General features: G+C 45.1%; 16 protein-coding genes. 14 read left to right on the top strand and 2 right to left on the bottom strand.

Annotation, left to right across the window (positions count from 1 at the left end; genetic code table 11):
• The first annotated feature begins 1 nt into the window (after position 1).
• The 3 genes from CTH_RS09225 (at position 2) to CTH_RS09215 (ending at position 2,675) form a co-directional block, all read left to right on the top strand.
• Positions 2-1,156: an SPL family radical SAM protein gene (locus CTH_RS09225; protein ID WP_078664607.1), complete on the top strand. Its 1,155-nt coding sequence runs from the start codon at positions 2-4 to the stop codon at positions 1,154-1,156.
• Positions 1,153-1,797 (top strand): TMEM165/GDT1 family protein, encoded by a 645-nt coding sequence (locus tag CTH_RS09220; protein ID WP_107753652.1) that lies wholly within the window; start codon positions 1,153-1,155, stop codon positions 1,795-1,797. Before CTH_RS09225 ends, CTH_RS09220 begins: the two co-directional genes overlap by 4 nt.
• 203 nt (positions 1,798-2,000) lie before the next feature.
• Positions 2,001-2,675 (top strand): M48 family metallopeptidase, encoded by a 675-nt coding sequence (locus CTH_RS09215; RefSeq protein ID WP_107753650.1) that lies wholly within the window; start codon positions 2,001-2,003, stop codon positions 2,673-2,675.
• A gap of 27 nt (positions 2,676-2,702) precedes the next feature.
• On the opposite strand, the gene selD is transcribed toward CTH_RS09215, so the two are convergent.
• Entirely contained in the window at positions 2,703-3,749 is a 1,047-nt protein-coding gene (gene selD, locus CTH_RS09210; protein ID WP_107753648.1) for a selenide, water dikinase SelD, read from the bottom strand.
• 185 nt (positions 3,750-3,934) lie between these two features.
• Between selD and CTH_RS09205 the strand changes: the two genes are divergently transcribed.
• The 7 genes from CTH_RS09205 to CTH_RS09175 all read left to right on the top strand — a co-directional run bounded on the left by CTH_RS09205 (position 3,935) and on the right by CTH_RS09175 (position 14,516).
• A complete protein-coding gene (locus tag CTH_RS09205; protein ID WP_078664611.1) occupies positions 3,935-4,924 on the top strand; it encodes an ABC transporter substrate-binding protein in 990 nt (329 codons plus the stop codon).
• 19 nt (positions 4,925-4,943) lie between these two features.
• Positions 4,944-6,764 (top strand): ATP-binding protein, encoded by a 1,821-nt coding sequence (locus CTH_RS09200; protein ID WP_107753646.1) that lies wholly within the window; start codon positions 4,944-4,946, stop codon positions 6,762-6,764.
• Positions 6,748-8,076, top strand: coding sequence for a sigma-54-dependent transcriptional regulator (locus tag CTH_RS09195; protein WP_078664613.1), 1,329 nt, complete (start codon positions 6,748-6,750; stop codon positions 8,074-8,076). The genes CTH_RS09200 and CTH_RS09195 overlap by 17 nt, the downstream gene beginning before the upstream one ends.
• A gap of 164 nt (positions 8,077-8,240) precedes the next feature.
• Positions 8,241-9,248 (top strand): 4Fe-4S binding protein, encoded by a 1,008-nt coding sequence (locus CTH_RS09190; RefSeq protein ID WP_078664614.1) that lies wholly within the window; start codon positions 8,241-8,243, stop codon positions 9,246-9,248.
• Between the two features lie 241 nt (positions 9,249-9,489).
• The gene (locus tag CTH_RS09185) at positions 9,490-10,131 is read left to right on the top strand and encodes a 4Fe-4S dicluster domain-containing protein (RefSeq protein WP_078664615.1); all 642 of its coding nucleotides are present in this window, start codon (positions 9,490-9,492) and stop codon (positions 10,129-10,131) included.
• Between the two features lie 31 nt (positions 10,132-10,162).
• Positions 10,163-11,431 (top strand): NrfD/PsrC family molybdoenzyme membrane anchor subunit, encoded by a 1,269-nt coding sequence (gene nrfD / locus CTH_RS09180; RefSeq protein WP_107753644.1) that lies wholly within the window; start codon positions 10,163-10,165, stop codon positions 11,429-11,431.
• Positions 11,406-14,516 (top strand): molybdopterin-dependent oxidoreductase, encoded by a 3,111-nt coding sequence (locus tag CTH_RS09175; RefSeq protein ID WP_079933009.1) that lies wholly within the window; start codon positions 11,406-11,408, stop codon positions 14,514-14,516. The genes nrfD and CTH_RS09175 overlap by 26 nt, the downstream gene beginning before the upstream one ends.
• A gap of 35 nt (positions 14,517-14,551) precedes the next feature.
• Here CTH_RS09175 and CTH_RS09170 read toward each other — a convergent pair whose 3' ends face one another.
• On the bottom strand, positions 14,552-15,436 hold the full coding sequence (locus CTH_RS09170; protein WP_107753642.1) for a LysR family transcriptional regulator: 885 nt from the start codon (positions 15,434-15,436) through the stop codon (positions 14,552-14,554).
• Positions 15,437-15,559: 123 nt separating this feature from the next.
• On the opposite strand from CTH_RS09170, the gene CTH_RS09165 reads away from it, so the two are divergent.
• The 4 genes from CTH_RS09165 (at position 15,560) to CTH_RS09150 (ending at position 19,561) form a co-directional block, all read left to right on the top strand.
• A complete protein-coding gene (locus CTH_RS09165) occupies positions 15,560-16,639 on the top strand; it encodes a YeiH family protein (protein WP_079933008.1) in 1,080 nt (359 codons plus the stop codon).
• Positions 16,640-16,806: 167 nt separating this feature from the next.
• Positions 16,807-18,036: a selenium metabolism membrane protein YedE/FdhT gene (gene yedE, locus CTH_RS09160; RefSeq protein WP_078664620.1), complete on the top strand. Its 1,230-nt coding sequence runs from the start codon at positions 16,807-16,809 to the stop codon at positions 18,034-18,036.
• Positions 18,037-18,050: 14 nt separating this feature from the next.
• The gene (gene yedF / locus CTH_RS09155; RefSeq protein WP_079933006.1) at positions 18,051-18,305 is read left to right on the top strand and encodes a sulfurtransferase-like selenium metabolism protein YedF; all 255 of its coding nucleotides are present in this window, start codon (positions 18,051-18,053) and stop codon (positions 18,303-18,305) included.
• Positions 18,306-18,433: 128 nt separating this feature from the next.
• Entirely contained in the window at positions 18,434-19,561 is a 1,128-nt protein-coding gene (locus CTH_RS09150; RefSeq protein WP_107753640.1) for an MFS transporter, read from the top strand.
• Positions 19,562-19,659: the final 98 nt, after the last annotated feature.

Here is a 19,659-nt window from a genome sequence, read left to right as displayed (position 1 = left end):
AATGGCATACATCAGAATGAAAAAAGGCAAGGCTGAATATGAATATCCTGTCATCCCTGCTCCTGTACCCCATATCCTGGTAGACAGCAAAAAAGACTTACATGGATGGTGGCCGGGGAAAAGGGAATGTACAGCCGAGCGAATGTTGATTAATCCCTATAATGGCTGTACTCATGATTGTCCTTATTGTTATGCCCATAGTTTCTGGGGCTACTTCCACCTTTATGCTACACAACGGGTGGTCACGGTTTGCCAGGATTTCGACCGGATAGTGGCCAGGCAGCTGGACTCCTTGCAGGTGGCTGCCTGTGGTTACCTTTCCCCGGTAACTGATCCTTTTCAGCCCCTGAATCGGGTGTATAAACTATCGGAGAAAATCATCCGGGTTTTTGTAGAGCGCAATCTACCGATTGAATTCATTACCAAAAACCAGGTTACCGATGAATCCCTGGCCTGGATGAGTAAGCAACAGCATTGTTTTGGCCAGGTTTCTCTCCTCACCCCGGATGAGGATTTACGGCGCAAACTGGTACCCGGTGGAGCACCGGTGCCAGTTTTACTGGACAATCTGCGACGAATTCGGGAAGCAGGGCTATTTGCGGTAGTACGGCTGGACCCAATTTTACCGGGCCTTACTGATGACCAGGAAATGATAGAGGAGCTCTGTCAGGTAGCCAGAGCTGCTGGTGCCAGTCACCTGGTAGCTTCCTGCCTGGACATTCCTTTGGCCTTGAAAAACCGGATTTGGCAATGGATAGAGCTGTCCTGGCCCGATTTGGCCCAATACTGGGCTCGCCTCTATAATGAGCGAATTGGTGCCAGCTGGCACGCTGATCTGGGCTATCGTCGGGAACTTTTCAACAGGGTAAAAAAAGCGGCCTTGAAGCATGGCCTCAGTTTCGCTCTCTGTATGGAATATCGGCCTGATGGCCAGGGGTTAAATCGGGAGTTTGCCACTACCCGTAATTGCGAAGGCATCGATATTCCAATCTATATCCGCCGTGGGCAGCACTTTGAACCGGTAGCCTGTGATGGAGCTTGCTTAACCTGCCAGCAACCTGTTTGCGGGCTGCCGGAACTGGCCGGAGGGGGAGCCTGGAAATTGAAGGATTACCGGCGCTGGAGCCGAATCATAAGTCAGGAGGATGAAATATGACGGCATTTATTGCAGCTACTATCTTTGTTGTGCTGGCAGAAATGGGGGATAAAACCCAGTTGCTGGGCATGGCCTTTGCCACTAAATATAGAGCCCGTATCGTTCTGGCTGGAGTGCTGGTAGCCACTTTGCTCAATCATTTACTGGCGGTAGCAGCCGGTGAATATCTGACCCGTTTTATTCCCATGCACTATATCCAGCTGGCCGCAGCTATTTCTTTCGTCATCTTTGGCCTCTGGACCATTCGTGGTGATACGCTGGAAGGGGAGGCGGAAAAGGAATATTTCAGCCCTTTCTGGACGGTGACCATTGCTTTTTTTATTGCCGAAATGGGGGATAAAACCCAGCTGGCCACAGTGGCCCTGGCTGCGAAATACCAGAACTTGTTAGGAGTTTGGTTGGGCACCACTACCGGCATGATGATTTCCAATATTATCGGGATTCTGGTCGGGGTAGTACTGGGCAAGCAATTACCGGAGCGATTGATCAAGCTGGTTTCAGCTGGAATATTTATTCTCTTCGGTTATCTTGGTATCTGGCAAACTATTGCTGTGCCGGGAATGCGCCTGGCGGCACTAGCCCTGACCACTATACTGGTTGTGGGTTATGTATGGTATTTGTATCGGCCTGTTCGTGTATAAAAGCTCAGGGGGGTGAAATTCACCCCCTGCAATTTTTCTCAGCATAAACATACTGTTTTTAAGGCGTCTGATTCCGGTGATGAAGGCTTTTCAGAAGATGGAAAACTGATTGATGGAAAAACTTGTTAAGGAGTAGCCCCGATAATTGGCGGTTTACTCCTTTTTTGTTATAATGGATTCAACTTAATGGGGGAGAGTAGACAATGCAGATAGAAATCAAGAAAATTATACGCTCTAATCGGAAAACTATCGCTGTTGAAATAGCGCCAGATAGTAGCCTTATCATTAGGGCACCTAAAAGGCTGCCATTAAAGATTATTAAAGATCTGGTACAGAACAAAGAAAAATGGATAAGAGAAAAACTGCAGGAAATTGAACTGAAGCAAAAACTTTATCAACCATTGCAATTTAAAACAGGGGATGAGCTCTGGTATCTGGGGGAAAAATACATTTTCTCGATCACAGATAGCTGTGAGAATATCTTTTTGCACGATTATAAGCTCTATTTTCCGCAAGACCAGCAGGAACGAGCCGCTGAGTTGCTAAAACAGTGGTATAAAGAACAGTCCAAAAAGCTTCTGCCAGCAAGGGCTGAGTATTATTCACAGCTGACAGGAATAAAATTTAATTCTATTAAAATAACCGGGGCCAGGAAACGCTGGGGTTCCTGCAGTTCCGGAGGTAACCTGAATTTTACCTGGCGCCTCATTATGGCACCTTTACGGGTAATTGACTATGTGGTGGTGCATGAGCTGGTACATATAGAATTTATGAATCATTCCCGTCAGTTCTGGGCACGCGTGGGGGAAATAATGCCTGATTATAAGGAACAAAAGCAATGGTTACGGGAAAACCAGCTGCTACTGGAGTTAATGTAAAAGGAAGGGCGAAAGCCCCTCCTTTTTTTACCGCAAAATGATGGTTCCCGCTTCTGCTTCTATTACCTCGCCAATACGAGCGATTGTGGCTACTCCGGCGGCAGCCAGTTCCTGCTCCAGCTGTTCAGCTTTTTCCGGGGCTACAGCGATGAGCAGTCCGCCCGAAGTCTGAGCATCGGCCAGCACCAGCAGGGTATCTTCGCTGAAATCTCCATCCAGCTGTAAATTATCCTGCAAGTAGGCCAGATTTTTACGGGTGCCACCCGGTACTACTCCCTGGCTGGCAAAAGCCCAGGCAGCTTCCAAAACTGGAACCTGGCTGACTTCGATTTCGGCTCCTGTGCCACTGCCTGCCATCATTTCAAAGAGGTGGCCGAGGAAACCGAAGCCGGTGATGTCAGTACAGGCGTGGACTCCTACTTTCACCATTGCGTCTGCGGCAGCCTTATTCAAAGTCCCCATCACTTCTACGGCTTCAGCGAGGATGGGGGGAGGAACCAGATCCCGCTTGTGGGCAGTGGTGATAATACCAAGGCCGAGGGGTTTGGTGAGATAGAGAACATCTCCTGGTCGGGCGCCGGCATTGGTAACAGTCCGGTCGGGATGAATTATCCCGGTGACAACCAGACCGTATTTGGGCTCCTGGTCCGAAACAGTGTGGCCGCCTACAATGCTAATACCTGCTTCAGCGGCTTTATCTGCACCGCCGCGCAGGATATCGCCCAGGACTTCCATAGGCAACCTTTTTTCCGGGAAGCCTACCACATTCAGGGCAAAGAGAGGCTGACCGCCCATGGCATAGATGTCACTGAGGGAATTGGCTGCGGCAATCAGACCGAAAGTATAGGGGTCATCCACTACGGGTGTGAAAAAGTCGACAGTCTGGACTATCGCCAGCTCCTCATTGATACGATAAACAGCGGCATCATCGGCGGTATTGGTGCCAACCAGGACATTGGGGTCATTTATTTGCGGTAAATGGCGCAGTACCTGCGCCAGGTCCTGAGGACTGAGCTTGGCCGCTCAGCCGGCGCAGGCAGCCAGTTTGGTCAGCTTAACTGTTTCTGCGGACATTACGATCACTCCTTTCCGGAATTCTTAAGTTATATTGTAATCTTTTAGCTGATATTAGTCAAAGTTATATTGAATCACTGATTTTAAAGGATTTTTAATAATAATGTAGAAAATCTTTTTCTGGAAACAATAAGGGCAGTCAGCGCTATTTAAAAAATGGAATTTCTTAGATTGAGGTGTATAAAATGGGAAAAAAGGCTATTTATATTTTGATGTTGCTAACAGGAATTATTGTTATTTTGGGCTGTCAAATTGCTTCAAAAACTGAGCCGACCAAATGGTCTGTCGGTATCCTGGCTGCCAGCAATGCTAAAGCGGAAAAAATCGTTGGCTTTAAGCAAGGTTTAGCTGACCTGGGAATTACCGAGGGAAAAGACGTTACCTATATAATTTTAAATGCTCAGGGTGAGCGGGAACAGCTCTTGCCTTTGGCCCGGAAGTTAGTACATGAGAAGCCGGATGTGCTGGTAGCAACCGGGGGTGTGGAAGCTGATGCCCTGAAAATAGCAGCTGAGAATCAGAACATTCCCATTGTTTTTATTGGAGCTGCTTCTACGGTACAACGAGGTATAGTAAAAAGCTTTATTGACCCGGGAGCACAAATTACCGGTGTGGATAATTATCATGCTGAGCTGGCCGGGAAAAGATTGGAATTATTAAAGAAACTGTTACCTTATGTGCAGAAAGTTATTGTTATCTACGATCCTAACGTTCCTCCCGGTTATACCAGTTTGAAAATAGTTCAAAATACGGCTAAAGATTTAGGGATAGTAATAAAAACCATAGCGGTAAGTTCCAGAACAGACTTTAAAACAAAACTAAATCGGCAATCGGTGCAGAACTATGATGCTATTCTTCCTTTGTCAAGTTTTTTGATTGAAACTTTAACCCAGGACTTGCTTGCCTTTTCCTGGCAAAACAAGATTCCGGTTATGGGCATCATTGAACAGGAAGCGGACCGGGGTTATTTCGCCGCTTACGGCGTTTCTATGTATAATCAGGGATACCAGGGAGCCAGAATAGTAGCTAAAGTTTTACAGGGACAGCAGCCGAAACAGATACCTGTGGAAACACCGGATAATCTGGAATTGGTGGTAAATCTGCGCACAGTGGAGAGACTGGGACTTAAACTAAATGAAACTGGATTAAATTTTGCCAGAATAATTATAAAATAAGAAACTGAGGCGATCAGGAATGAAAATCTGGAATCGCATAAAAGTAAAGGTTTTAGCCTTTGGCATTACAATGTCTATTCTACCGCTGGCATCATTGGGTTATCTCAATGTTCGGACTGCCGAACAGGATTTGTTGATGTCCATCCAGCAACGGAATACTGACCTCGTAAAAGGAATAGCCACAGATCTAGGTCAGTTAATTACTGGAATCGAAGATAAGATATCTACAGCTGGTAATATTTACGGGGAAACCCTTTTGCAACAGGACCGGGAAAGCCAGGAAAAATTCCTGTATATTTTTTTACGGGATATACCGGCTGTCGAGGATCTAAGTCTGTTGAATTCCCGGGGAATTGAGGTCATGCGGGTTTCCAAGCGGGAAGTAATTACTCCTCAAAAGTTGTCACAAGTGGACCCGAAACTGTTGACCCAAAAAGGCATGGTTAAACATTATCTTACTGCTGACCAGCGAACTATGGTAAGCTTGATTATCCCCATTAAAAATAGGTTAACCTGGGAAATTAAAGGTGGTTTTTATGTTCAGGTTAATTTAAGGTCAATTATGAACAGAATTATTACCAGATATGGTAACCAGAAAGGTGCTATTTTTGTAGTTAACCGAGATGGAAAATTGATTGCCCATGAAGATTTCAGTCAAGTTTTAAGACAAACTCCGGTAAGCTCCAGCCTTGCTGTTCGCCAGTTTATGGAGGGGAAAGAGAATGCAGGCAGGATACCGTTAAGATATGTCTCATTTACCGGGGAGGAAGTATTAGGGGTTTATGCTCCCATTAAACAGTTAGGCTGGGCGGCAGTGGTGGAAATACCGGTCCGTGAGGCTTATCGCCCTGTTGCTGCCTTGAGTGTCAAGTTTCTGATCGGGACAATTCTGGTGGTAGTGCTGGTTGTTATCATCAGTATTCTTTTTGCTTTGCGTTTTACTAAACCCATTGAGACCCTGGAACAAGGAGCTAAACGGGTGGCTGCAGGCGAATTGAACCTGGTCTTGCCCAAAACTACAGATGATGAAATCGGTCAGTTGGTAGATGCTTTTAACTTTATGACTCAACAGATCAAGAGCAAATCTGCTGAACTTATTCAGACGGAAAAAATGGCGGCTTTGGGTTTATTGGCTGCGGGGGTAGCCCATGAAGTCAATAATCCCTTAGCTACGGTTTCCGCTTATGCTGAGGACCTGTTAGAGCGGATCGATCAAGAAGATATTGAGGAACTTTACCGTTCTGGTGAATTGGCAAAATACTTACAGGTAATATGTAAACAGACCGAAAGGGGCAAAAAAATTACAGGAAGCTTATTGAATTTTGCCAGACAACCTGCCGGTCATATGATGGATATAAATCTTAACGAATTGCTGGAAGATACTTTGGCCCTGGTTAATCACCGGATTAAGCAACTTGGTATCCAAATAGATAAAAAATTGGCTGTAAATTTGCCTGTAGTTAAAGGGGACCTTTCCCAGCTGCAACAGGTTTTACTCAATCTTATCTGCAATGCTCTGGATGCTATGGAAACAACGGGAGGACGGCTTAAACTGATTACGGAAAAAGGACAAAAAAGCATAGTAGTTAAAATTATTGACACCGGAACCGGTATTGCCAGGGAGGAGCTGAAGAAAGTTTTTGATCCTTTTTATACAACAAAACCACTGGGTAAAGGTACTGGCCTGGGACTGTCCATTTGTTACGGTATTGTCAAAGAAATGAAGGGAGACATTCAAATTAGCAGTGAATTGGGCAGAGGAACAACGGTTACTGTGATATTACCAATTGATAATATGACTGGCTGGAAAGAAGGTGATGAACATGAGGGAACAGATTAAAGTTTTAATAGTTGATGATGAAGAAAATTTCCGGGATTTGTTGATTCAACGTTTGAGCAGAAAAGGTTATTGGGTCAAGGGGGCAGCGACGGGCGAAGAGGCTCTGCATTTTTTAAAAGAGGAAACCTTTCAGGTAGCAATTTTTGATATCAAACTGCCGGGGATGGATGGAATAGAACTGCTGCAACAGGCCAGACAAATAGAAGAGAATCTCCAGGTGATTATCCTTACGGGGCACGGGACCATAGAGTCTGCTATTGAGGCGATGAAGATGGGTGCTTATGATTATTTAACCAAGCCCTGCAACCTGGCGGAACTGGAAATCACTCTCCAAAAAGCTTATGAGAAAAAACAGTTACTGGAAGAAAATTTGGGGATGAAAGAAGTCTTGCGGAGGGACAGGAGTTCCAAAGTAATTGTAGGTAAAAGCCAGGCCATTACCAGAGTGCTGGAGTTGGCTAAAAAGGTGGCTGCTTCCGATTCACCGGTACTGATTGAGGGAGAAAGCGGTACCGGCAAGGAACTGATTGTTAATGCTATCCACCACTGGAGCAGCAGAGCCCAACAACCATTAGTAGCTGTCAATTCCGGAGCTCTGCCGGCCCAACTGTTGGAAAGCGAGCTCTTCGGTCATGAAAAAGGGGCTTTTACAGGAGCATTAACTACAAAAAAAGGTTTAATTGAAAGTGCTCACCGCGGAACCCTTTTTTTAGATGAAATTGGGGAAATGGAATTAGGATTACAGGTAAAACTGTTGCGGTTTTTGGAAACTGGTGAGTTCCGGAGAGTTGGTGACGTGCGTTTGCGTAAAGTGGATGTTCGGGTGATAGCGGCTACCAACCGGAATTTGGAAGAAGAAGTGGTTAAAGGTAATTTCCGGGAAGACTTATATTACCGGCTGAATGTCATTAAGATTCGGGTTCCGCCTCTGCGGGAGCGAAAAGAAGATATTCCCTTGCTGGCAGAGTATTTTTTGCAAAAAGCTGGTAATGGAGCACCTAAACAACTTGCTTCCGATGCCCTGGAGGCACTCATGAGTTATGACTATCCGGGGAATGTCCGGGAGCTGTTTAATATTCTGGAACGCGGCATACTGCTCAGCACCGGTGCTAAAATTCAGAAGGAGGACCTTTTTGGCTGTTTTGCCAGGGAAGATGAACCGAAGCTATGTACCCTTGAGGAAATGGAAAAGAGATATATTAAACAGGTTTTAGAGGCAGTTCAATGGAATAAAACCAAAGCGGCAGAACTACTGGGAATCAGTGTCCGTAATCTTTATCGCAAAATTGAAGAATATCAATTAAAGAAATAATTTCATCCATGACATTTTGTCACACCGGAATGACAAAATGTCATGGATTTTTTTATGAAAGGCCTATTTTCAGGCCTTTTTAGGCTGGTATGGTTTTTGCTCTTATGTTAGCGGCGCGTAAATGAAGGCAGACAAAACTGGAGCACTCGGGGGAGGTGAAAAAAATGGAGCTGCAGCTTGAACCCGATAAATGCCTCAGGGTACGGACTGCTGCTAATATTTGTGATAACTGTGTTAAAGTCTGTCCGTCACAGGCGATAGAGATTAGTAATGGGTTCAGAATTGATAAGGAAAAATGTGATACTTGTGGCCTTTGTGCCGGAACCTGTCCGACAGAAGCCCTTATGCTGGACCAGCATTCTTATCATCAATTGATTGGTCGGGCCAGGGAAAAGCGGAAGATTGCCTTTACCTGTGAACAGAATCCATTGCTAGGGGTTATTAATCTTCCCTGTTTAGGTTATTTGTCTGAAACTTTACTGATAGGCCTGGTTTTAAACTGTAACCGGATCCGATTGGTTTTTGCTGCCGAAAAATGTGCTTCTTGTAACAGGCAAGCAGGGGCATTGATTGAAGAGAGACTGATTCGGGTGCAAGCGATGGCTTCCAGGCTGGGAAAAGAGGGAGTCTTGCTTGTTGATAATGGAGAGGAAGAAGAAGTTTTGACGAAACGGGAATTCTTCTCTTTTCTCAAAGACCGGATAGTAACTTTAACCTATTCTGGCTGGGAAGATAAAAGAGCCCGCAAAGGCAAAAAGTTGCTGCCTGCTGCCAGGGAGTTTCTCCTGAACAGCACAGGTCAAAGTTTAAAGCCTGGATCACAGCTTATGCTATCAGGCGGTAATTGGCCTTTTGCCCAGATAGAAGTGGATGAGCGCTGTACAGGCTGTCAGGTTTGTACACAAATTTGTCCTACTGGTGCCTTGCAGATAAATGATGATGATGAAGAAAAGGAGTTGCGGCATACTCCAGCCTTATGTCTAAATTGCGGGGCTTGTGCAGACTATTGCCCGCAGCAGGCGGTAAGCCAGGGGGATAAGGTGGACCTGGGCAAGGTGGTTGCTGCAACCAGTTTTCCGCTCAGGAAAATACATCAAAAAAGGTTTTGGCAGGAATGTGAACCTGAATTTTTACACCGGTCAAAAGCTAAAAAGCTTTTACTTAAATTCTAAAAAGGGGAGGAGTAGAATGAATCTAGTTTGCAAATGCGGTTACACACACATTACGACAAAGACTCTGAACAAAAGGCGTAACAGTATTACAGGCAGAATCAGTTTTATATGCAAGCATTGCGGTAAAATGATCCACGTTCCTACTGTTACGCCCAGGGTTTTCAGAGAGCTCATCAGCAAGACAGGGACCAGGGGTTATAATGGCAACATTTTACTTAGTGAATAGAAAGGAGAATAAGCAGTGAGCACTGAAAAAAAATGGGCGATGGTAATCGATTTGCAGAAATGTATTGGTTGTGATACTTGCACAGTGGCCTGTAAAGCAGAAAACCGCACTCCGCCTGGAGTAACCTACAATGTAGTTATTGAGGAGGAACGGGGAACTTATCCCAATGTCAGCAAGGTTCATGTGCCCAGGCCCTGTATGCAGTGTGACCGGCCCGCCTGTGTCCAGGTTTGCCCGGTCAAAGCAACCTATAAACTGGAAAACGGGATCACCGCCATTGACTATGATCGCTGTATCGGCTGCCGCTACTGTATTATAAACTGTCCTTATGGAGCCAGGTATTTTGACTTCGGGCTGGATTATAGCCAGGAGATGGTTGGATGTAACGAGGTACAGGCCCCCGAATACGGTATTGACAGAGGTAAGCGGGAAAAAGGCAAGTCTCCGATAGGGAATGTTCGTAAATGCATGTTCTGTTATCACCGTTTACAGCGCGGAGAAGAACCGGCCTGTGTTGAGGTTTGCCTGGGAGATGCCCGTTATTTTGGCGATCTCAATGATCCGGAAAGTGTGGTCTCAAAATTGGCAGCAAGTCCAAGGGCTTTTGTTCTGCAGGAAGAAATGGGAACTAAGCCCAGGGTCATCTACTTGAAATAATGTTCAATAATAAGAGGAGGATGTGAGTACGGTGAAAAGCAGCGAACAGTTGACTAAAGCCTGGTATGGGGTACTTGTTTTGTTAATGGCGCTCGGCGGCTGGGCGATTATCGAAAGAATTAACGCCGGATTGGCCGTTACCAATTTGACCAGTGCTACACCCTGGGGAGCCTGGGTAGCTTTCTATATCTTTTTTGTGGGTTTAAGTGCCGGTTCTTTTCTCCTGTCTACCATGATCTTCGTTTTCAAGATGGAACAGTATGAAAAAATTGGTCGGGATGCCTTGCTGGTGGCCATTCTCAGTATGGTTTTGGCCATGTGCTTTATCTTACTGGATTTGGGGAGGATGGAACGGTTCTGGCATACTCTCCGTTACTGGAATTTTACCAGTGTGCTGGCCTGGGAAGTTCGTTTTTATGTAATCTATGTTGGCTTATTAACTGCTGAACTTTACTTCTCCATGCGCCAGGATCTGATTCGGGTTGCTCAAGGCACAGGGTGGCAAGCGTCTCTGGCTCGCTTCCTTACCTTTGGCAGTACTGACCTGAGCGAAGAATCGAAACAACGGGATCATAGATGGTTGAAAATTTTAGGCTCAATCGGGATTCCCATCGCTATATTCGGAGTTCACGGTGGTACAGGAACGCTGTTTGCAGTGGCCAAAGCCCGGGCTTTCTGGAATAGCGGCCTTTTCCCGGTAATCTTTGTTGTCTCTGCTCTGGTTTCCGGTACCGCTCTGTTGCTGGCCTTTTATGTAATCCGGACCAAGGTAATGGGTCGTGAAGTCGATAAGGATATGGTCAAATCTCTGGCCGGACTTTTAAGCCTGTTCCTGCTTGTGGATGTAGGTCTGGAATTCTATGAATTCTTTGTTGGCGCCTATGGGCTGGAACATGCGGAACTGGCTACTATTGAAACTATCTTCGAGAGTCCTTTTTCCTGGTCATTCTGGTGGATACAAATGTTTTTGGGAGTAGTTGTTCCGTTATTCATTTTCTTTAACAGCAAGCTAAAAGAATCAGTTAAGGCCATTACCGTGGGAGCTGTTCTGGTAGTGATAGGTATTCTGGGTGTGCGGTTTAACATTGTAGTCCCTGCTTTAATTGTACCTGTTTTACACGGATTGCCCTGGGGCTATTACTATCCGACTTTAATCGAATGGGTCAGCAGTATTGGAATTATAGCTTTCGGTCTCTTTTTATACTCGGTAGCAATCAAGGCTTTACCGATTGATGCAATAGAAGACATCGAAGATATTAAGGAGGGAAAACTATATGGCGCAACTAAAGAAGTCTATTAAAATTAGCAGAAGAAGTTTTATTAAAACTGGTGCAGTCCTGGCGGGAGTAGGAATGGTGGCTCCTGCTGCCCTGGGGTCTGAGCAGTCAATGGTTGAAAACTGGTTCCTGGATGATCCCCATGGAACGGGAAAAGAGACCCTGAATTATGGCGCTGAGGATGTCATCTATACAACCTGTGAACAGTGTAATACCCATTGTACTCTGAAAGCTGTGATAACTCCTGCTCAAGGCAACGGTCCTACTTCTTACATCAGAAAGTTAGCCGGCAACCCATATAGTCCACTCAATATGCAACCTTTTGGTCAGATACCTTACAAGACTCCTGTGGATAAAGCGGCCAAAGGCAATGGTGATTTGGCCAGGGAGGGACGAGGCTTTCGGGGTGGACGGACCTGTCTCAAGGGCCAGGCTGGTATCCAGACTGCATATGATGCGTTAAGAGTGCAAAAGCCGCTGAAAAGGGTTGGGCCCAGGGGAAGCGGGCAATGGCAGAGTATTAGCTGGGAACAGGCGCTGAAGGAAATTGTTTATGGCAGCCCCGATTTGGGAACTCCGGGGTTGAAAAGCATCTGGGCCTTTGTCCCCCAAGAAGAGGTTATGTCTGATTGGGAAAAGGTGAAGAAAGGGGAGCTGTCCCAGGAGGAATTTGATGCGAAATACAAGGATGTACTGATCGATACCAAACATCCGGATTTGGGACCCAGGGCTAACCAGATTGTAGGCTTTTTCGGGGACCGGCGGGAGTTCTTCAAGGACAGATACTGGAGCCAGACTATTGGCAGCATTAACAGCCTTGACCATGGCGGTATTTGTGGTGTCAATGGTGTAATCGGGAATGTACAGTCCTTTAATACTGATAAACCGAAAAAGCGTATGTATGCTGATGTGGACAATGCTGAGTTTGTCATTGTCTGGGGAACTGACCCGCTGGTAGCCAACAAGGGACCGACCTGGCTGGCGCCCAAATTCATGAATGCTCTCAAAAGAGGGATGAAGCTGGCAGTGGTGGACCCGAGATTGAGCCGGATTGCTGAGAAGGCACATATCTGGGTGCCCATAAAACCAGGAACCGACGCGGCTTTAGCGCTGGGAATGGCCCGCTGGATTATTGAAAACGGGCGTTATGATCTCAGGTATTTGACCAATCCCAACCAGGCAGCAGCAAATGCTGACGGGGAACCGACCTGGTCAGATGCAACCTATTTGGTCAATCTCAGCGCCAAAGGCAAGCCCAAACTCCGGGCCAGTGACCTCGGGATCGGAACGGAAGAACAGTTTGTGGTAATTCAGAATGGGAAACCCGTACCCCATGATCAGGCTACAGAAGGACAATTAGAAGTGGATACGGTTATTAACGGTATCCAGGTCAAGTCGGTATTTACCCTGTTTAAGGAACGGGTTATGGAACATACCATTGAGGAATATGCCAGGATCTGTGAAATCGAACCGCAGCAGATTATCGAACTGGCCCGGGAGTTCACTTCCCATGGTAAAAAAGCTGCCATTACCTCTTATCGGGGCCCGGCAATGCATGTTAATGGTTTCTATAATTTGCGGGCAATTAACTGCCTTAACCACTTGATCGGCAATTATGACTGGAAAGGGGGCAGCATGAGCACCGGGGCCAAGTTTAAGCCTTTAGAGGGCAGGTATGATCTAATGAAAGTGCCCAAAGCCAATAAAGCCTGGGGTATTCCGCTGGTACGCAATAAGGTTGTCTATGAAAAGACTACTCTCTTTGAGCGGGATGGCTATCCGGCTAAACGTCCCTGGTTCCAGTATTCCGGCAATAATATTCAAGAGGCTTTACCCAGCGCTGCTGAAGGTTATCCTTATCCCATCAAGGCCCTGTTTATTCACCGGATTTCCCCCTTGTTATCAGTACCGGTTGGCATGGCCCACAAGGAGATTTTAAAAGATCAGAAAGCTATACCCCTTCTGGTGGTATCCGATGTGGTCATCAGTGAAACAGGAACTTATGCTGATTATATTTTACCTGATTTAACTTACCTGGAACGCTGGGGTTTTGAAACAATCTATCCCAATTTCCCGTTGAAAGAAACCCATATTCAGCAGCCGGTAACCCGGGTTTATCCTGAAGCCCGGCAGATGGAAGACTTCTTCATTGATCTGGCCAAGGAACTGAAGTTGCCGGGAGTTGGTCCCGGAGCTTTCCCGGATGGCAGTTCACTGGATCGGGCCGAGGACTTTTATCTGAAACTGGTGGCCAACATTGCTTATGATGGAAAAGAACCTGTACCGGAAGCTGATGACAAAGAACTGTTAATCTTTGAAAAGTCAAGACAAAAAGCTTTAGGAAAGTTCTTCGATCTTCAGGCATGGAAAAGAGCGGTTAAGCCGGAAGAGTGGCGCAGGGTTGTCTATGTTCTAAATAGAGGGGGAAGATTTGAAAAACAGGGCAATGAATATGATGGTCCGTACCTTAAGTATAAATTAGCTTCTGAGGTTAATTTTTACTCCGAAAAAGTAGCCAAAGGGAAACACCCATATACCGGTAAACCCTTTGACGGCTTGCCCAGAATTGAAGAAATCACTTACTACAATTGCAAAAAGGTAGATATTAAGGATTATCCCCTAATTTTCATTAACTGGAAAGCAAGACATATCGGTACTCATCGCAATATCAGCGATGCCTGGCTGCGGGAGATCGAGGCAGAAAATTATGTATGGATGAATCCGGTTGATGCCAGGAAACGCGGGCTTAATACCGGAGATTCCATTATAATTAAATCTCCAGATTTTGAAGCGAAAGGCAAGGTGCTGGTAACTAATGGCATTAAACCCGGCGTTGTAGGATGCAGTTATAATTACGGCCATTTCGCCTATGGCGCATCCTCGGTACAAATAGACGGTAAAAAGACCAAAGTTGTGCAGCCCTATGGCCATACCCAATGGGTGGCAGGAGATAATGATACCGGTTTTGCCTTAGGAAGAGGTACTGGTTTTGCTGCCAATGCAGTTCAACTGGTGGATGTCACATTGAAAAACGCTTGTCTGTCCGATCCTATAGGCGGCGGAGCCAGTCAATTGGATACTAGAGTGGAAATAGTCAAAGCCTTATAAAAGTCTAGCCCCTGAAGCATTCAGGGGCTCAATTTTTATGTCTGTTTGCAAAACCTGAAACAGTAAGTTTTAAACTCATTAATTGCTGTGTTAAAAAATTTGTTTTTATGATAAACAAGGTTGAATTTACGCTTAATATTTAATCCGACAACCTTTACAACTGAAACTTTACCGGTTGCTACCGCATTCTGTACCGCAAGCCGGGACATGAAGGATAGTCCAAAACCACAATGAACAGCATTGATTATAGCTTCGACACTGTTAAACACTCCAACTGCTTTCCATTTTATTCCGTGGGATTTCATGGCGGCTTCGAATACTTCACGAGTGCCGCTGCCCTCCTCTCGTACAATAAAGCTCTGATCTTCAAGCTGTGCAGTGTCAATGCTCCCTGCTTTCGCCCATTCATGCATTGGTGGGCAGACAAGCACAAGCTCATCTTCATAAACTGGTATCTTAACTATGTCTGGCCAGTTGCCTATGCCCTCTACCAGTCCGATGTCAAGCTTGGCCACATACAGCATGTTTATAATGGTGGCCGTATTATCAATTACAGCATTTATCTGAACAGTTGGATGAGCAGCGGAAAATTCCCTGATGAGAAAGGGCAGGATTGCTGAGCCTATGGTTTTGCTGGCACCTACGCGCAAAATGCCGCCTTTTGACAGATCTGATAACCGTTTTTCAGCTTCATTTGATAGGCTTAATATGTGCGAGGCGTAAGAGTAGAGCTCCTCTCCAGCCTTCGTAAGATAAATCTTACGGCCAATCCGTTCAAAAAGCTTTATACCATAGTACCGTTCCAGTTCTACAATGGCCTGGCTAACTGGTGGTTGGGTCATATGTAGCTGTTTTGCTGCGGCCGTCATACTGCCTGTTTCGCACACTGCGAGGAATATTCGTAAATGTCGCAGAGTCATGTTCACACCTCAATCTATATGTATTTACATATCTTTTTCATTTTATTTTAATATTTTACGTTTATATAAGTCAAGAGTATAATAGCTTATGGAAACAAACTGAAGGATAGGAGGAGATATTAAATGGAAAATACTAAAGATCAGGTAAAGACCGGGATTAATGAGCGAATCAAAGATGCAACAGTCTGGATTGCCGAACATCTACCAGGCTTTTTACTTGTAACTGCAGTTACTTTCATAGCAATAAAGCTTCAGTCGACAAGGCTTTTTTCAGAGGTCCTACCATTAAGCTCGCTCATTATCGCAATAATTATAGGTATGACTATAAAGAACGTCATTTCTTTGCCAACAAGCACACAAAAGGGTATAAGTTTCAGTGCTAAAAAAATCTTAAGACTTGCTATTATTTTTCTTGGTTTCAGACTCAGTATATCACAGGTCTTAGAGGTAGGCCCCTCCGCCCTTATATCTATCCTGATTGCTACTACTTCAGCTATCCTTTTCACTTTATGGCTTGGCCGCATCATGGATGTTCCGCTTAAGCGTGCCCTGTTGCTCGGTAGCGGTGTATCTATCTGCGGCGCAGCGGCGGTAGCAGCAGTTGATGCCGTAATTAAATCCGAGGAGGAAGACACTGCATTTGCTATTGGTGCAGTGACACTGTTCGGCACTATATTCATGTTTCTTTATCCGGCCCTGCATGGTCTTTTAAACATACCTGATCTGTTTTACGCATTGTGGGCAGGAAGCTCGATACATGAGGTTGCACAGGTAGCGGCAGCAAGCGTTGTGGCCAGCGGTCAATTCAAAGCCATGGCCTCTACCGTAAAAATGATCAGGGTGCTCTTTATTATTCCACTTACCCTTATCCTGACTTTTATCCCGTGGAACGACAATGTAACAGAAGAGGACAAAAATCCTGTTATCCCTCCACAGAAGAGCAAAATTACTATCCCGTGGTTTGCTATCCTCTTTTTTGTTATGGTGCTGATTAACTCATTCGCCGGACTGCCACAAAATGTTGTCGCCGGGCTTATAACTTTTGATAACTGGATTATGACTGCGGCTATGGCGGGGTTAGGTCTCGATCTCTCCTTCAAAGCAATGGCTAAAATTGGTACCCGTGCTGTTATTTTAGGTGCTGTTTCTTCGGTGTTTATTTCCATCCTCAGTGCTGCTGTAATCGGAGTTATATTAGACTAAGTTGAGTCTGCAGGTTTCCGTGGCACCAACGGGCCTGCTTTTTCTATTAAATTATTGAGTGATAAAAATTTCTTATCGATCCCCATTTATAATAAATATAATTTATTAGACAGATAAAATATGGTTATGTTACAATTAGACCGAAATTGAGAGAAAGGGGGAGGATTATGGGTACTTTTTGGTCCAGGGTTTACCGGAAGGCAGTGCAGGAACACTGGAGTCCAATGATAGCAGTTGGAGTGCTGGGTATCTTAAGTGCGCTCTATTTTGGTACACTGCAAACAGTTTGGGCGGTAACAGGGGAATTCACCCGCTGGGGCGGTCATCTGCTTCAGTTATTCGGTTATGACACCGGGGAAATGAGTTATTTTAAAATTATTAAGCTCAAAGGAATGCCATGGGACCGGGTTGATGGCTGGGTGGTCTTCGGCATGTTTGCCGGCGCCCTGATTGCTGCCCTCCTGGGAGGTAATTTCAAGATACGGGTGCCGGTGCAAAGACGCCGGCTGGTGCAGGGATTGTTAGGCGGTATAATTGCTGGCTTCGGCACTAGATTAGCTATGGGTTGCAATCTGGCAGCCATGTTTACGGGAATACCGCAGTTTTCTTTACATACCTGGCTCTTTACTCTGGCGACCATAGCCGGTACCTATCTTGGTCTTAAAATAACTTTGATGCCTTTCTTTTTGGGTAAACCGGTGATTTTGCCAGGTGGAACAGTACAAATGGCAAAAAAATATAACAGTCATCAGCCGGTATTGGGTTTTTTGTTAGCGGCAGTGGCCATTGTTTTGGCTGTACTGGCCTGGCAGAATGGTAACGGGAAGCTGGCCCTGGCAGGATTATTTGGTCTGGCCTTTGGAGCTGTGATCGAACGGGGCCAAATCTGCTTCACCTCTGCTTTTCGTGACTTGTGGCTGGTGGGAAGAACGACGATAACCAGGGCGATTATTGTAGGGATGGCTATCCAGTCTTTGGGTACTATTTATTTTATTGTTCACGGAACTCCGGCCAAGGTGATGTGGGCGGGAGCTGGGGCAGTTCTCGGTGGACTGCTATTTGGCTTTGGCATTGTCATTGCCGGTGGGTGTGAGACCGGCTGGATGTATCGGGCTATGGAGGGGCAATTAAATTTTTGGGTAGTAGGTATAGGGAACATCATCGGTGCTACTTTGCTGGCGATAGGCTGGGATAAAGGTATTTTCACCTCTCTGGTAGCACCCTATCCGAAGGTGGACCTGGTGAAAATTCTCGGTCCGGCAGGGGCTTTAGCCGCAACCTATCTTTTCTTAGCGCTGATCTACGTTTGGGCTACCTGGATGGAGAAGCGCCGCAAATATAAATCGGAAATTCATTTGCCAGTTGAAATCAATACAGCTGTGGCAGAGAGCAAATAGGGGAGGAGAAGACTGTGGGAGATCGTTCCTTAGAGGTTGATTTTGTACTTGATTTACGGGGTGAACCTTGTCCTTATCCGTTGATCTACAGCCTGGAAACCCTCAGTAAGCTCCAGCCAGGGCAGACCCTGGAAGTGCTGGCCGACTGTCCTCAATCTTTCCGTTCAGTTCCGGAAGAGGCTGTGAAACACGGATATATTATGATGCATGAGCCGATTAAAGAAGGGCCGCTTATCAGGTTCTTCTTTAAGGTGCCGGATAAAAAATAAATTGAAAGGAAGGGAGCAAGCCCTTCCTTTATTTTATTGTCTTAAAAATCTGTTCAGCAACCCTTATTTATTTCCCGCAAAATTCTTGTTATAATAACCTGAGTACATACTAGCAACCGGAGGTTACTATGCAGTACCAGTCATCTCTTAACAAATTATATTACTTTTTGCTTTATGCGATTATTGCGCTGCAAATTCCCTACTTACCTTTATATTTTAAGGAAGCAGGTGCCAACGGAAATTTTATCGGTCTAATTTCTGCTTTAGGGCCTTTTGTTGGCTTATTTATGCAACCATTTTGGGGAATCATTGCTGATAAAACCCAGCGGCTTAAATTCATAATCCAAGTATTATTGTTTTCTTCAGGTGTTTTTATTTTATTAGTCCCTTTATATAACAATAAAATTTGGTGGATGCTGACAATGCTATTATACACAATGGTACAAACAGCGTCTATGCCACTTACTGATACTCTAATGCTAAGTGATAATCAACGTTCCCGGGAATTCGGTAAATATCGCTTATGGGGTTCGCTGGGCTTTGCTGTGATAGTACTGATTACATCAGCATTTCTAACTAAATCCAATATTAAGTTTATTTTCCCTCTCAGCAGTATTCTTTTTTTTATTGTCTGGATTCTTAGTTTTTCTTTACCTAAAACTCCAGTTGTGCCTATAAAACAAAACATTTCAGAAATTTTTCAGCTTATAAAAAATCCATTTTTTATCTTGCTAGTCGTTTATGCTTTCATAATCCAAATGCCTTTTAGTGCCTATAATACCTTTTTCAGTATCTATTTTTCCAGCCTTGGGGCTACTACAACAATGGTCGGATTAGCCTGGGCCTTGGCTGCCAGCAGCGAGATCCCTGTCTTTTATTTGTTTAATGTCCTGCGCAAATCTTTAAATTTATATCAAATCCTCACCATCGCCGGTATCATCTACGCAGTGCGCTGGTTTGTCTATGCCTATTTTCCATACCTCTGGCTGATACTATTACTACAGCTGAGCCAGGGTCTTAGTTTCGGGCTTTTCTACTTATCTGCTATTCAACTATTAAATGAAACTACCTCTCAAGAAGTAAAAGCCTCAGCTCAAACTATTTTTACTGCGATTGCCTGGTCATTAGGTGCTGCTGCCGGCAGTTATAGCGGGGGAATTATCTACACAGCTTTTGGGCTATTTACATTGTTTAAGTTATCTGCTCTGCTCGCATTCTTATCTGCCTTAACTTGGTATGTATTTACAAAACGCTAATAAAGATGGTCTGGCATTAGAAATAATCGAAATCACTCAAGAAGCCTGAGCAGGCCAACAAAATTCAGTATAAGCAGGCTCCATTCCGTCAATAATGT

Source organism: Carboxydocella thermautotrophica, from assembly GCA_003054495.1.
Lineage (GTDB): Bacteria > Bacillota.
The sequence above is the reverse complement of the archived record's forward strand: the minus strand, read 5'-3'. Positions and strand labels throughout refer to the sequence as shown.